This is a genomic window from Haladaptatus caseinilyticus, assembly GCF_026248685.1.
In the GTDB taxonomy this organism is placed as follows: domain Archaea; phylum Halobacteriota; class Halobacteria; order Halobacteriales; family Haladaptataceae; genus Haladaptatus; species Haladaptatus caseinilyticus.
Window position 1 is genome coordinate 1354651 of sequence record NZ_CP111036.1, and the last position, 13682, is coordinate 1368332.

14 protein-coding genes are annotated in these 13682 nt (G+C 58.8%); 9 read left to right on the forward strand and 5 right to left on the reverse strand.

Annotated elements, in window-relative coordinates:
• Positions 1 to 36: 36 nt before the first annotated feature.
• Entirely contained in the window at positions 37 to 1134 is a 1098-nt protein-coding gene (locus OOF89_RS07450; RefSeq protein WP_266074770.1) for an aminopeptidase, read from the reverse strand.
• Between the two features lie 69 nt (positions 1135 to 1203).
• Positions 1204 to 3822 (reverse strand): valine--tRNA ligase, encoded by a 2619-nt coding sequence (locus OOF89_RS07455; protein ID WP_266074772.1) that lies wholly within the window; start codon positions 3820 to 3822, stop codon positions 1204 to 1206.
• Between the two features lie 528 nt (positions 3823 to 4350).
• On the opposite strand from OOF89_RS07455, the gene OOF89_RS07460 reads away from it, so the two are divergent.
• The 6 genes from OOF89_RS07460 (at position 4351) to gnd (ending at position 9783) form a co-directional block, all read left to right on the forward strand.
• Entirely contained in the window at positions 4351 to 5250 is a 900-nt protein-coding gene (locus tag OOF89_RS07460; RefSeq protein WP_266074774.1) for a lamin tail domain-containing protein, read from the forward strand.
• A gap of 326 nt (positions 5251 to 5576) precedes the next feature.
• On the forward strand, positions 5577 to 6689 hold the full coding sequence (locus OOF89_RS07465; protein ID WP_266074776.1) for a CAP domain-containing protein: 1113 nt from the start codon (positions 5577 to 5579) through the stop codon (positions 6687 to 6689).
• Positions 6690 to 6759: 70 nt separating this feature from the next.
• Positions 6760 to 7038 carry a hypothetical protein gene (locus OOF89_RS07470; protein ID WP_266074778.1) on the forward strand — a complete coding sequence of 93 codons (279 nt, stop codon included), beginning with the start codon at positions 6760 to 6762 and terminating at the stop codon, positions 7036 to 7038.
• 57 nt (positions 7039 to 7095) lie between these two features.
• On the forward strand, positions 7096 to 7587 hold the full coding sequence (locus OOF89_RS07475) for a cation:proton antiporter regulatory subunit (RefSeq protein WP_266074780.1): 492 nt from the start codon (positions 7096 to 7098) through the stop codon (positions 7585 to 7587).
• 7 nt (positions 7588 to 7594) lie between these two features.
• Positions 7595 to 8788 (forward strand): cation:proton antiporter, encoded by a 1194-nt coding sequence (locus tag OOF89_RS07480; protein ID WP_266074782.1) that lies wholly within the window; start codon positions 7595 to 7597, stop codon positions 8786 to 8788.
• Between the two features lie 101 nt (positions 8789 to 8889).
• A complete protein-coding gene (gene gnd / locus OOF89_RS07485) occupies positions 8890 to 9783 on the forward strand; it encodes a phosphogluconate dehydrogenase (NAD(+)-dependent, decarboxylating) (RefSeq protein ID WP_266074784.1) in 894 nt (297 codons plus the stop codon).
• 63 nt (positions 9784 to 9846) lie between these two features.
• Here gnd and OOF89_RS07490 read toward each other — a convergent pair whose 3' ends face one another.
• Positions 9847 to 10416 carry a class I SAM-dependent methyltransferase gene (locus tag OOF89_RS07490; protein WP_266074786.1) on the reverse strand — a complete coding sequence of 190 codons (570 nt, stop codon included), beginning with the start codon at positions 10414 to 10416 and terminating at the stop codon, positions 9847 to 9849.
• Between the two features lie 91 nt (positions 10417 to 10507).
• Here OOF89_RS07490 and OOF89_RS07495 point away from each other — a divergent pair, with 91 nt between their 5' ends.
• Together OOF89_RS07495 and OOF89_RS07500 are read left to right on the forward strand one after the other, a co-directional pair.
• Entirely contained in the window at positions 10508 to 11083 is a 576-nt protein-coding gene (locus OOF89_RS07495) for a 2Fe-2S iron-sulfur cluster-binding protein (RefSeq protein ID WP_266074787.1), read from the forward strand.
• A gap of 221 nt (positions 11084 to 11304) precedes the next feature.
• A complete protein-coding gene (locus OOF89_RS07500) occupies positions 11305 to 11493 on the forward strand; it encodes a hypothetical protein (protein ID WP_266074788.1) in 189 nt (62 codons plus the stop codon).
• Positions 11494 to 11548: 55 nt separating this feature from the next.
• Here OOF89_RS07500 and OOF89_RS07505 read toward each other — a convergent pair whose 3' ends face one another.
• Positions 11549 to 11944, reverse strand: coding sequence for a VOC family protein (locus OOF89_RS07505; RefSeq protein WP_266074790.1), 396 nt, complete (start codon positions 11942 to 11944; stop codon positions 11549 to 11551).
• A gap of 126 nt (positions 11945 to 12070) precedes the next feature.
• Here OOF89_RS07505 and OOF89_RS07510 point away from each other — a divergent pair, with 126 nt between their 5' ends.
• The gene (locus OOF89_RS07510) at positions 12071 to 12232 is read left to right on the forward strand and encodes a hypothetical protein (protein WP_266074792.1); all 162 of its coding nucleotides are present in this window, start codon (positions 12071 to 12073) and stop codon (positions 12230 to 12232) included.
• An 18-nt stretch (positions 12233 to 12250) separates the two neighbouring features.
• Here the strand turns inward: OOF89_RS07510 and OOF89_RS07515 are convergent, their stop codons facing one another.
• Positions 12251 to 13570, reverse strand: coding sequence for a 5'-deoxyadenosine deaminase (locus OOF89_RS07515; protein ID WP_266074794.1), 1320 nt, complete (start codon positions 13568 to 13570; stop codon positions 12251 to 12253).
• Between the last annotated feature and the right edge of the window lie 112 nt (positions 13571 to 13682).

Sequence of the window (13682 nt, forward strand, 5' to 3'; positions counted from 1 at the left end):
AAATCGAACCTCACATTCGGGTGGGACTGCTCGTGATTACGCTTCGAACCCGGTCTCCCACCTGAACGTCCCATTCCGTTGGACGACGTCTCCGTCGACTTCCATTCGTGAATTTTCGCTCATGTCGGTGATCATATCGATGTGAACCGCGCTGTCGTTGCCCTTTTCGTCCTCCGGGAGACAGGCGTCGTAAGCGCGTCCGACTGCGAGGTGAATCGTATCGCCCATCTTTTCGTCGAAGAGGATACTGTCGGTAAACCGGTCGATGCCGCGATTCATCCCGATACCGAGTTCACCCAGTCTGCGTGCACCTTCGTCCGTGTCGAGGATGTCGGCCAGCACGTCCTCGCCGGTTTCGGCGCTGAAATCGACCACGTCACCGCCTTCGAACGTGAGGTGGACGTTCTGAATTCGCTTGCCGCTGTGTGTCATCGGTACGTCGAAAAACACCTCGCCCTCGGTTGCGTGGGGTGCGGTGAACACCTCTCCGCTTGGTAGGTTGTGCGAATCGTAGGCGACCGTCGCGCAACTGTTGACTGCGGTGCGTTCCTCGATGGACATCGTCAGGTCGGTGTCCTCCTTGACGATTCTGACCTCGGTCCCCTCGTCCAGAATCGTCTTCATCTTCGCCATTTCCTCCGCGAGCGATTCCCAGTCCTGCAGGACTGCATCGTAGACGAAGTCCTGAAACTCCTCGTAGGCCATCCCGGCCTGTTGTGCGTGGGCACGAGTCGGATGCAGCGTCGAAACCCAATCGGTTCCAAGGCGAGTTTCGCGGATGCCCATTCGCGCTTTGTTGTACGCTTGTTCCGTTTCGCCCGGCACGTCGGCTTTCGCCGTCGTATTCGTGCTACCCGCGAGTCGAAGTACCACGTCGGCGTTTTCGTACATCGTCAGTTCGTGTCCGGGGCTTTCGTCGAACTCCCCGTGGTGACCGCGGAGGAATGCCCGTTCGACCTCGTCGGAATCGTACACCGTGAGTGGGTTCGCCCCTCGTTCCCCCAGTTTCTCACCGACTGCCACGGCAAGTTCGTGTGCGCCATCGTCAACGAGAACGACGACGTCGTCTCCCTCCTCGACCCGTGCGCTCCAATCTACCAGTACTTCGGCGTGCTCGTGGATTCGCTCGTCCATACTCGCCAATCGGGGACCGGAAGAAAAGTTCCCGCGGTTTCGGGGGCGTGGCGATTGTCGTTGCCCTATTCAGGGGAAGACGAGAACCGTCGCGTGCTCGGTTTCGAGCACTTCGACTTCCTCACCGCTTTCGGCGCGGTACTCTTCTTCGATTTCGACCCAGTCGCCGTCGAGGGTGACTTCTTCGCCACCTGCGTCCAGCGTGATTTCTCCGTGGGTGTCCAACTGGGCTTTGAGTTCGGCGGGGTCGGTCGATTCCAGCGCGCCGACGACTGCGCCCGCTTTGTCGCGGAACTTCGGTCCGATGGACGAGTGGTCGGGCGAGACGCCAACCGGTGCGAGTTCGACGTTCGGCCTCCCTTCCTCCAGATAGACCGGGGCGTTCACGGCCTCGCTCAGGTCGTAGGTGTCGGGTTTGCGCTCGGCGTCGCTGTACAGTTCGATGCGGTCGAGTTCGGCGTTGAGCGCCATTCCCTCGTCCGATTTCCACGCCCTGACTTCGCTGGCAACTTCGGCGATGATTTCACCCGCGAGTTCAGCTTCCTCGTCGTGCATTTCGACGTCCGGCCACGACGACAGATTGACGCTACCGTCGGTTCCCGGGAGATGGCTGTACACCTCCTCGCTGAAGAAGGGCGAGAACGGCGAGAGCATTCGGACAACTGCGGAGAACGTGGTGTAGAGTGCGTGTCGCGCTGCGTTTCGCTCTCCGGGGCGGCCTTCGTACAGGCGGCCCTTGACGAGTTCGAGGTAGTCGTCCGCGAGGTCGTTCCAGACGAACTCACGAAGCGTGCGGAGCGCGCTGTCGTAGCGGTACGCCTCCATATCCTCGCTGACCGAGTCGGCGGTCTGTGACAACCGTGAAAGAATCCAGCGGTCGGCGTCGCGGTAGGCCGGGTCGCTGATTTCCGGTGTATTTTCGTCGAAGTGGTTGAGCGAGAACTGGAAGATGTTCCATATCTTCGTGAGGAATCGCGATGCGGAGGTCGCTTCTTTTGGCTGGAACTGAACGTCGCTTCCGGGTTGCCCGCCGAGCACCAACGCTTGTCGAAGCGAGTCGGCACCGTACTCGTCGATGGCCTCCCGTGGCGTGACGACGTTACCCCGTGACTTGCTCATTTTGTTGCCGTCGGGACCGAACACCATACCGTTGATGAGGGCGGTATCCCAGGGATGCTCGTCCGTGAGTTCGCCGACGCGAAGGAGCGTGTAGAACGCCCACGTTCGAATGATGTCGTGTCCCTGCGGACGAAGCGAGACGGGTTCGAACTCGTCCAGTTCGAGGTTGTCCGGCCAGCCGCTGATGTGAAGCGGCGTGATGGAAGAATCCATCCACGTGTCCATCACGTCGGTTTCGCCCGTCCACGAGTCCGCACCACATTCCGGACAGTCGTCGACTGCCGGGCCGGTTTCGGTCGGGTCAACCGGCAGTTCGTCTATTTCCGCGAGCTGCCAGTGACCACACTCTTCACACTCCCACGCGGGAATCGGCGTGGCGAACACGCGCTGGCGGGAGATAACCCAGTCCCAGTCCATACCTTCGGCCCACTCTTCGAGACGCGAGTGCATGTGCTCGGGAATCCATTCGACTTCCTCCGCCTTCTCGAGTATCTCGTCCGAACGAACCTTCACGAACCACTGCTCCTTCGAGAGGATCTCGATCGGCGTGTCACAGCGCCAGCATGCACCGACCGACTGCTCGGTCGGCTCGGAGTCGTTCAGATACCCCTCCTCGTCCAGCGTTTCGGCGATTTTCGTTTTCGCCTCGCTGATAGTTAGGCCTTCGAACTCGCCCGCGAGGTCGTTCAGATGCCCATCCTCGGTGAACACCGGGCGCAGGTCCAAGTCGTGTTCTGCCCACCAGTCGACGTCTTGCTTGTCACCGAACGTACAAATCATCACCGCGCCGGTTCCGAAATCCCCATCGACGTCGTCGTCGGCGATGAGTTCAACTTCCTGCCCGAACAGTGGCACCTCGAACGTATCGCCGATTCGGTCGGTGTAGCGTTCGTCGTCGGGGTCCACCGCCATACCGACGCAGGCCGCGAGGAGTTCGGGACGGGTAGTTGCAATCTCTATGTCATCAGTATCGACACCGTCGAACGTGACGTAATAGAGCGTCCCAGTCCGTTCTTCCTTCTCGACTTCCGCGTCCGCGATGGCCGTCTCACAGCGCGGGCACCAGTTGACGGGGTGTTCATCGCGATAAACGTACTCTTCCATTTCGATGAACGATTGCTGGGTTTTCGCCCAGTACTCCTCGTCCATCGTTCGGAATTCGGCGCTCCAGTCGATGGAGAATCCGAGTTCGTTCATCGTCTCCTTCATCGAGTCTATCTGCTCCTCGGTGTGCTCGATACAGAGGGTACGGAACTCATCACGGGAGACGTCGGTTCGGTGGATGTCGTGATTCTCCTCGACTTTCACCTCGGTCGGCAGACCGTGGCAGTCCCATCCCTGCGGGAACAACACTTGTTCGCCCTGCAGTCTGTGATAGCGTGCCGCAAAGTCGATGTAACTCCACTGGAGACCGTGTCCGATGTGGAGGTTACCGGTCGGATACGGTGGCGGTGTATCGATGACGTACTCCAAATCGCCATCCGGAGTATACACGTCGGAATCTTGCCACTCTTCCCGCCATCGTCGCTCTATACGCTCGGGTTCGTAGTCGCTTGGAACGTCGCTCATGGATACAAATTCCTGTCGCTGAATGGTGGTTCGGTGAGAAACACGACCGGCTCTTCGTCTACACTATAGACGTACTACCGACACCATCGCGCTCATACCTGTGACTCTGCGCGTCTTCGCTGATAAAGGTTCCCGTCCAATGTCGCCTCGAATCAATCCTGAACCGTCCGATATCTTTGAATGAGGGCGAAAACGCGATCGTTCCGAAGGCGGCGACGACTGTCTGAAATGCCTTAGTTAGATGCTCGAAAGCGAATAGAAAATAGGGCAGCGACGAGAATACCGATGACCGAAAGGAGGACGATGACGACGTTCAGTCGCCGGACGATTCGGTCGTCGTTCATGTTCGCTGTTCTATTCAGGTTAGTTATTTGATCATACCGAAAGACGAACCAAAACCAGCACCGTTCGGGCTCTGCACGTTCCGGCGAGTTTACTCGGGACGCCCCGCGTTTCCATCGATGTGTGTCTGTTCCTCATCGGTTTACTCATGCAAAATTCTAATATAGATAAAGTTGATTTTTATATGTGGAAAATAGATTAAAAGCTCGCGGGGCGGTAGCGACAATCGCTTTCGCACTTACAATCGCCGGTATCGCGGGTTCGTTCGCGGTTGGGCCCGCTGGTGCATCCATCACTGGCAGTGAAGAAGTCACCGTCGTCGATGTCGTCGATGGCGACACAGTGGACGTTCGGTATCCTAACGGCACGACGGACACGGTTCGATTGCTCGGTGTCGATACGCCCGAAACGTACGGCGGAAATACGCCGGACGAGTTCGAAGGCGTTCCGACCTCCAGTGCGGGGGAGGACTGCCTCGCCGACGAGGGTGAGGATGCGAAGTCGTTCATAACGAACGAGCTCGAAGGAAAGCAGGTCACGCTGAAGTTCGATTCCGAGTCGGACAGACGTGGCTACTACGGGCGGCTGCTGGCCTACGTCTACTACGGTGGCGAGGACTACAACTACAAACTCGTGAACGCCGGACAGGCACGGGTGTACGATTCCACGTTCTCGAAAAGCGATAGCTACTACGGCGCCGAATCGGACGCTCAGAGCGAGCGCAGAGACCTGTGGCGGTGCCGGGACGCCGGCGGTGCGGGCGATATCGACATCGAGACCATTCACGCCGACGCGTCGGGGAACGACAACTACAATCTGAATGATGAGTTCGTCGTGTTCGAAAACACCGGTTCCAATACGGTTTCCCTCTCCGGATGGACGATTTCGGACGCGGCGGGCAACGCTTATAGCTTCTCCGACGTGTCGCTTGCACCCGGCGAGACGGTCACGCTCCACACCGGAAGCGGGACCGATTCGAGCAGTGACCTGTACTGGAATCGCGGGTCCGCCGTCTGGAACAACGCCGGTGACTCCGCCTTTCTCGACACGGGTTCGGGCAGTCGAGCTACCAGTCGTGTCTACTGAGCACCCCGATAGCAGTCGATTTCGGTCCCATTTTTCGCGGCGTACCGAAACCTCTGAGACGACAGTTTGCTCTCGCATCCTTCCCTCTCTAATTTGAGCATTTTGTTATTCGTTTCCGAAGAAAATTTTGTTTAGTGATCTCTCGTGCGTATTTCATTGGAAATTCATAATAAGCTCCCGTCTATGCGAAAAATTATGTTTCTTGCGTTGGGACACCTATCTGCGATGGCATGGCACGCTGATTTCCACGGTATTCGACAGTTACGACGCTCGACGGACTGCATCGATGCGTATCGACAGACGACCTCCGAACCGGTGACGACGGAATGACACGCGAATCGCTTTCCGTCGGCCTCTCGGTGACGTTCGTCGTCCTCTTGCTTACCAGCACGGTTGCTGCCGGAGCGTTCGCTCCCGTCCCGGTGACACCGCACGACGGTCACGATGCGACCGTAAACGCTACTGAGCATCAAAGCAATGCACCCGAAACCGAAAGTTGGGAACGAGCGGTTTCCCTCGCTGTCCACGACGCATTCGAAGACGGTGATTTGGACGGCGACTTCTGGCGCTTCTTCCGGTTGGTGATTTCCGTGGCTGCCGACGGACCGGATCGACCGACGCCCGAGCAACCGATGACTACCACGACTACGTCGGAGTCACGAAGAACCACGTCCACGACGATTTCAGCACCGGAGTCTACCACGGAATCGCCGAAGCGGATGACGACCGGAAAAGCGACGACTGAACGACCGGCGACAACCTCTTCGGCAACGACTGCGCCGGAAATCACGACTCCTCCGGAGCAGACGGCCACGTCTACGACTTCGCCCCCCGAGTCCACGGCGACTCCGGAAACGACTACAACTCCTCAAGCAACGACCACCCCGCCGGAAACGACAACGGCGCAACCGACTTCAACCACTACATCGGAAACGACGTCACCGACCACGACTTCGTCCGAGTCAGACGGATTCGACCGACGTGACGTCGAACGACTCGTTCACCAGTTCGTCAACGAAGAGCGTACGGAGCGCGGACTCGACCCGATCTCATTCGATACCGAACTGCGTGACATCGCCCGGTCACACAGTGCAGACATGGCGGCGCGAAGTTATTTCTCGCACACCTCTCCGGAGGGCGATAACTTCGTCGACCGTTACGAGCAAGCGGGCTACACTTGCCGCGCCCCGACTGGTGACGGTTCCTCTCTCCCTGGCGGCGAGAATATCGCTCAAACCTGGTACGACAGGTCCATCAACACCGACGATGGAACGGTTCGCTACACTACGGAGCGCGAATTGGCTCGCGGCCTCGTGAACCAGTGGATGAATTCGCAGGGTCATCGCGAAAACATCCTTACCGATGCATGGCAGAACGAAGGGATCGGCATCTACGTGACCGACGACGGCAAGGTCTACGCGACACAGAACTTCTGTTAGTCGCGATTCGCCGACGCGAATTTGCGGGGGAAAGGATTACCCTTCCCTCGTTCAATCTATTCCTACCGAGATGAGCAGTTTCGAGCAAATCGACCTCCGAATCTCCCCCGACGAAGCCACGGACGTCATCCGTCGTCAACTCGGTGACCTTCGTGTCGTCCGGCGCGACGGCGTCATCGAATTTCGAACGTCCACAGGATTCGTTGTCGCCAGCCTCCGACCTCGCAACGAACCGACCGGTGCGAAGGCAAACCTTCGCTACAGAACCGCCCCGCGACTCCCACTATACCTCCACAAAATGTCGAAGGGGAAGGAAATACGGGACGCCCTCGACGAGTATCGAGTGTAGTGAGAGGCTGGGTTCCTCCAGCGTGACGCTTATGCTCTTTCCGACACCCCTTTCGGTATGACTATCTACGAATCGGAAATCCCCGGTGTCGGCCACAAATTCGAACTCGAACTCGATGGCGAGGAGCGACTCGTCGTCATCATCCATCACGACGGAAAACGCGAACTGTATCGCCGTCCATCGCCGAACGAGGACAGCGTCAAGCTCGCCTCGCTGACGGGCAAGAAAGCCCGTCAGCTCGGTTCCATCCTCGAAGGGGCGTACTTTCAGCCGGTCGAAATGGACGAGCTGAACGTCCCGCTCGGGGAATCCATCATCGAGTGGATCGAAGTGAAAGCCGAATCGCCACTGACCGGACAGACCCTCGAAGAGGCGGCCATTCGCCGACGAACCGGCGTCTCGGTCATCGCGATTCAGCGCGGCGAGGAAACCATTGCGAACCCGAAACCGGACACGACCATCGAGTCGGGCGATATTCTCGTCGCCATCGGAACTCGCGAGGAGCAGGCTGAACTCACGACCCTCCTTACCACCGACGAGGGAAACTGAAGCGCCGATGGCAGACCCGCTCCTCGTCCAGTTCGGTATCGCAGTGACGGCTATCGCCCTCGTCGGAGCGCTTGCGTCCCGTATCGGTCTCTCAGTCATCCCCGCATACATCGTCGTCGGTATCCTCGTCGGCCCCAACCCACCGACCGCCATCGGCGATGTTTCGCTCAGACTCGTCCGGACTGGCGAGTTCATCGACCTCCTCGCGGAACTGGGAATCGTCTTCCTCCTCTTCTTCCTCGGACTGGAGTTCAGCCTTCAACAACTCGTCTCGAACCGCGACAGACTCGTGAAAGTCGGCCTCGTAGACCTCGGAATCAACTTCCTTCTCGGTCTCGGACTCGGCGTCCTGTTCGGCTTCTCGTGGCTCGAATCGTTCTTCCTCGCCGGAATCGTCTACATCTCGTCGAGTGCAGTCATCACGAAATCGCTCATCGACCAGGGTTGGATCGCGAACGCCGAGAGCGAACCGATTCTCGGTACACTCGTCTTCGAGGACATCTTTATCGCTGTGTATCTTGCGCTCTTGTCGGCAGTCGCGCTGGGCGAAGGAACGCCGATGGATGCGGCGATTTCGATCGGCACCTCCATCGCTTTCCTCGCGCTTCTCGTCGGGGTCGCGTGGTATGGTTCCGAGTACGTCGAACGACTGTTCCAAACCGAATCGAACGAACTATTTTTGCTTCGCGTGACCGGCATCACCGTCCTCATCGCCGGAACCGCCTTAGCGATGGGTATCAGTGAAGCGGTTGCCGCCTTCTTCGTCGGGACGATGTTCAGCCAGACCGACCACGTCAGCCGAATCGAGCAGGTGTTGTCGCCGACCCGTGACCTCTTCGCCGCCGTCTTTTTCTTCTCGATCGGCTTGAGCACGGACATCACCCTGTTGGCAGACGTGCTTCTCCTGCTAGGCGTTGCGGTGCTGATTACGACGATCGGTAAGTTCGTGAGTGGGACACTCTCGGGTCGCTCCTACGGCCTCGACAGAACGCGCTCGTTTCGCGTCGGTCTCGGGATGGTTCCCCGCGGGGAGTTCTCCCTGGTGTTGTCCACCCTCGCCATGAGCGTCGGAACCGGCGCGCTCGGCGAGTTGATCCCAGCGTTTACCGTCGGCTACGTGCTTATCATGAGTATCCTCGGGACGCTGTTGATCCAACACGCGGATAGAGTTACGAACACCTTGGAGACGGCCTTCACGTAGTTCGGTGTTCGAAACGGTCCCGAAGGCGATACCCCTCTCCGATAAACCACCCCGCAATTGGAATCGCAACCCCTACCTCTCCCCCACCTTCACCTACTGCCATGCAACTGGGCGTCATCGGACTGGGACGCATGGGTCGAATCGTAGTGGACAGAACGCTCGATGCGGGACACGACATCGTCGCATACGACGTGGCCGAGGAGGCCGTCGAATCCGCGGCGGAAGCCGGTGTGAAACCCGCCGACTCGGTCGCTGACCTCGCGGAAACGCTCGGCGACGAGAAGCGAATCTGGCTGATGGTACCCGCCGGGGAACCGGTGGACGCCGCGCTAGAGGATTTGGAACCGTTCCTCGACGAGGATGACGTGGTCGTCGATGGTGGCAACTCCTACTTCGAGGATTCGGTTCGGCGCGCCGAAACTACGTCCGCGGCGTACCTCGACTGCGGAACCAGCGGCGGCCCGGCCGGTGCCGAACTCGGCTTCTCGCTGATGGTCGGCGGACCGCAATGGGCATACGACGAACTGACGCCCGTCTTCGACGCGGTCGCAACCGGGCCGGACGGGCACGACCGAATGGGCGAAGCAGGGTCGGGCCACTACGTGAAGATGGTCCACAACGGCGTCGAGTACGCGCTAATGCAGACCTATGGTGAAGGGTTCGAACTCCTCCACGAAGGTCGCTACGACCTCGACCTGGAGGACGTCGCCAGAACGTGGAACAACGGCGCGGTCATTCGTTCGTGGCTCCTCGAACTCTGTGAAGAAGCGTTCCGCGAGGAGGGAACCGACCTGGGCGACGTGGCGGACCACGTCGCGGGCGGTTCGACCGGGACGTGGACGGTGCAGGAAGCGCTCGAACAGGAGGTTCCAGTCCCACTCATCTATCAGGCGCTCGGCGAACGGTTCGATAGTCGGTCCGACGGTCGGTTCTCACGGCGGCTCGCAAACCGCCTCCGGTACGGTTTCGGTCGGCACGAAGTGAAACGCGAGTAAATCGATTTGTTGATTCGGTTTTAGCAGTTTTTGCTGCCCGTTCGTCCCCTATCGAATACGAAACTACACCTTCGCAAACGCACAGAAATCGTCCCCGCGGTCCCCGGTTCGAACCTCGTCGAATCCCGCGTCTGCGAGCAGTTTTGGCAGTTCGTCTTTCGATTGCCCGGAGTGATGCGTAAAGGCGACCGCAACGGTTCCGTCGGGTTTTACGACGCGACGCAACTCCCGCAGTCCGGCCACGGCGTCGGGCCATACCTGCATGGAGTTCATCGTCATCGCGGCGTCGAAAACGCAGTCTTCCGACGGTACGTCGTCCGCGAACCCGTAACGCAATTCAACCCGCCCATCTCCAATCGCCGCCGCGTTTCGTTTCCGCGCTTGTTCGACCATTTCCGGGGACGCGTCGATACCGGCGACGAAGCCGTCCGGGACTGCTTCGGCCAAGCGTTCTGCACCGACACCCGGGCCGAAACCGACCTCCAAAACGCGGTCATCCGGTTCGAGGTCGAGATCGGCGATAACCCACGCCGCGAACTCCCCTTTCGACCGAGACATCAGTTTTCCACCGAGTCGTCCGAGCAGGCCGTTCGGGCGGCCGAATGTTCTGTGGAGGAGAGTGTCGAGGAACATATGTTCCACGATGCAGTGGGCGACCCTAACTCCTCGCCTCACTCGCGTCAATCACAATGCTGTTAAACCACCGTTCCGTAGCTTCCGCCATATGGTAAACGAACTGGGTCTGGGACTCGGGCTACTGCTTACGCTCACCGCAGTGGCTCTGCACTTCGCCAAGGGAACCGAATGGCGCACTGCGGACGACATCTCCCAAGAAGTGCTCGACCGCCGTGCGGCGAGTGTCCCCGAAACCGACTTCCCCGAACCGATGAACCGCTCCATCGGTGGTGGCGGTGGGGTCGCCGTCGGTGCCGGTGCTGAAGGCGAACTCGAAGGCGAGGAAGGCGAGGAAGAAGACGCTGGCTTTGACCCCGAGGCGATTCCGGAGGACGAAGTCGAATACTTCGAAGTCGAATACGTCAAGGAAGGTTCGACCATCGAAGTCGCCAGCAACGAGACGATTCTCGAAGCGGGCGAAGAGGAAGGCTGGGACCTCCCGTACTCCTGTCGCGCAGGGTCGTGTCTCTCCTGTGGTGCGAAAATCGCCGACGGAGAACCGGACGATATCGTCCACAGCAACAACGACACGCTCAGCGACGACGAACTGGAAAAGGGATACTTCCTCTCCTGTACCGCCTATCCGCAGGCAGATATCAGCGTCGAGACGAACGAAACGCCGTAATCCATTCACTGCGATTGTTTTCGCTTTTCAGCATCCGTTCTGTCAGCCGGAGTGATACCCTTGTTTCAAAAATAGTTGCTATCGCGCAATACGAATCATCCGGAACCGTGGCCCCGAACCTCCCTGCAACGAATCGGACCCGCGACGGCGTAACAATTCATCGCGTCCGCCGAATGATTTCCTGAGAAAGACGTATATCGCCGAATATGTAATAAAACATCATGCCAGAAGGATACGTCTGTGACGAGTGCGGTGACTTTCTTACAGTCAAGCCCCACTCCTTGTTTCGAGTTGGTCCGGGGGGACGGGAACAAGACCGGGAGTTCACGTTCTGTGAGGACTGCGCGCCGAAAATCGTCAAGGAACACGGATGGTCAATTCCGAGCAGAGGGGACGGAAACGCAGGATAGGAAGTGCTACACGGGCCAGCTTTTTCGTGAACGGACAGATCGGGATTGATGTACGCTACCAATGATTTACCCCTGATTCTCGCAATCGCTTCTCACGCCAACAGGTGATCTCTAGTTCGTTCCCGTCCGGGTCGGAAAAGTAGATACTCGTGTCGGTTTTCCGTACGTCTCTATTCCGCTTTTCCAGTCGATCGATCACTTCACCGAGATATTCCTCCGGGGCGTTGAACGCGATATGCCGGGGGCTCGTATCGGTACGAGATTCCTCATCAACACGGGCGAGATTGAGTCCCTGCCCCTGTCCGAGGTTCAGCCAATGGTAGTCGTCGATGTCCGGATCACGACGATCGACCGACCGCAAACCCAGCACGTCCCGATAAAACGAAACCGCTCGTCGAAGGTCGGACACGGGCAGTGCGACGTGGTCGAAGCCCTGGATCGAGTGTGTCATGCGAGAGAATGATGTCCGTTTCGAGTAAATGTTATCCCTTGTTGATCGCTAAAACCGAGTGTAACCCCTCCCTACCCCAACCGCAGCCAGTGATTACTTAACACGTTTGACTCCCATTGAAATAGTATGTTCTTCCAGCATCACGTGTCGGAATATGCCGTTCGCGACCCTGCCGACCTCCCCAAAGTTCGCCAAAGTTCGAACGGCGAATGGATTGCTGAGGACGCAAACGGACGGTCCGCACGGGGACAGACACCTGCCGCCGCAATCGCGACGCTCACGAAATAGCGGCGTCGAGAGACGACATTAGAACACGCCGGCTTCCGGAGCCACGTCGAGTCCTGCCGCGATTTCGTTCGCCTCTGCTCGAATCGCATCGGCGTCAGCGGCGAGCACTTCGCCATTTTGCTGTAGTACCTCTCCGGCGACCATCGTGAATTCCACGTCATCGCCATGTGCTCCGAAGACTGCGTGCGAGAGTGGATCGTAGAGCGGGGTTGCACGGGTCACGTCGGTCGTCAAGCCGATGATGTCGGCCTTCCATCCTCCCTTCAGTTTTCCGACGCGGTCGAACCCGGCAGCGCGAGCGCCGTTTATCGTCGCCATTTCGAAAATCGTTCCGGTCGGCGCAGCCTGTGCGTCGAGTTCGTTTACCCGCTGTAGAAGACTGGCGTGTCGCATTTCCGTGAAGGGGTCGAGCGTGTTGTTGCACGGCGGTCCATCGTTGCCGAGGGCAACGTTCACGCCGCGGTCCAGATAGTCGATGACGGGCGCGATTCCACTGGCGAGTTTCATGTTCGATGAGGGGCAGTAGGTGACGTGCGTGCCCGTCTCCGCGAGGACCTCGCGCTCGGATTCGTCAGTCCAGACGCAGTGGGCGAGCACCACGTCGTCGCCCGTCAGTCCTACTTCGTCCAGCCAATGGATGTTCCGATGGCCAGTTTCGGTTTCGACGGTGCTGATTTCGTCTCGATTCTCGCTTGCATGGGTGTGAATTCGAACACCGTCGTACTCGTCCGTGAGTCGGCGCGCGCCTCTGAGACATTCTTCGGTGCAAGAAACGGCAAACCGCGGCGTGACGGCGTACTGAACCCGGCCATCGTTCGCACCATGATACTGCCGGATGAGTCGCTCCGTCGCCGCCAATCCTGCATCGGTCCCTTCGTGGAGACCGTACGGGGCGCGTTGGTCCATCAGGACCTTTCCGAGTCGGCCGCGGATTCCCATCTCTACTGCGGCGTCGAAGGCCCGGTCCGCGTATCGAACTGAAAGATGGTCGATACACGTCGTCGTTCCACTCTCGATGAGTTCGAGGTAACCGAGTCGTGCAGCGGCGTACATCTCCTCCGGACCGAGATTCGCTTCCATGGGCAGCACGTATTCGAACAGCCAATCGAGCAGTTCGGCGTCGTCCGCGATACCACGCCCGAGGCTCTGCACCGAGTGGACGTGCCCACCGACGAGACCGGGTAATAAAAGATCGTACTCGTCTACTTCATGTGCGGGATAGCGGTCGAGCAGTTCGACACGCTCACCGACGGCCTCGATCGTGTCGGCGCGAACGACGACAGCCCCATCCTCGATAATCGTCGTCGCGTCGGCGACGACTGTTCCAGTCAGTATCATATCTCTCGCTTCGTACCGTCTCCACTGGTGGGCGTCACGGTGATGAGTACTTCGATTCGCTCGCTCGAATCCTCTATTGAGGAATGATCCCAAACGATAACAACATAGATTA

What these genes read in the sequence shown, in the direction of transcription:
- OOF89_RS07500 (WP_266074788.1), top strand. Translation starts at nt 11,305, where the DNA reads ATGCCAGAAGGATACGTCTGTGACGAGTGCGGTGACTTTCTTACAGTC.
- gnd (WP_266074784.1), top strand. Translation starts at nt 8,890, where the DNA reads ATGCAACTGGGCGTCATCGGACTGGGACGCATGGGTCGAATCGTAGTG.
- OOF89_RS07510 (WP_266074792.1), top strand. Translation starts at nt 12,071, where the DNA reads ATGTTCTTCCAGCATCACGTGTCGGAATATGCCGTTCGCGACCCTGCC.
- OOF89_RS07475 (WP_266074780.1), top strand. Translation starts at nt 7,096, where the DNA reads ATGACTATCTACGAATCGGAAATCCCCGGTGTCGGCCACAAATTCGAA.
- OOF89_RS07490 (WP_266074786.1), bottom strand. Translation starts at nt 10,416, where the DNA reads ATGTTCCTCGACACTCTCCTCCACAGAACATTCGGCCGCCCGAACGGC.
- OOF89_RS07515 (WP_266074794.1), bottom strand. Translation starts at nt 13,570, where the DNA reads ATGATACTGACTGGAACAGTCGTCGCCGACGCGACGACGATTATCGAG.
- OOF89_RS07455 (WP_266074772.1), bottom strand. Translation starts at nt 3,822, where the DNA reads ATGAGCGACGTTCCAAGCGACTACGAACCCGAGCGTATAGAGCGACGA.
- OOF89_RS07480 (WP_266074782.1), top strand. Translation starts at nt 7,595, where the DNA reads ATGGCAGACCCGCTCCTCGTCCAGTTCGGTATCGCAGTGACGGCTATC.
- OOF89_RS07495 (WP_266074787.1), top strand. Translation starts at nt 10,508, where the DNA reads ATGGTAAACGAACTGGGTCTGGGACTCGGGCTACTGCTTACGCTCACC.
- OOF89_RS07465 (WP_266074776.1), top strand. Translation starts at nt 5,577, where the DNA reads ATGACACGCGAATCGCTTTCCGTCGGCCTCTCGGTGACGTTCGTCGTC.
- OOF89_RS07470 (WP_266074778.1), top strand. Translation starts at nt 6,760, where the DNA reads ATGAGCAGTTTCGAGCAAATCGACCTCCGAATCTCCCCCGACGAAGCC.
- OOF89_RS07505 (WP_266074790.1), bottom strand. Translation starts at nt 11,944, where the DNA reads ATGACACACTCGATCCAGGGCTTCGACCACGTCGCACTGCCCGTGTCC.
- OOF89_RS07450 (WP_266074770.1), bottom strand. Translation starts at nt 1,134, where the DNA reads ATGGACGAGCGAATCCACGAGCACGCCGAAGTACTGGTAGATTGGAGC.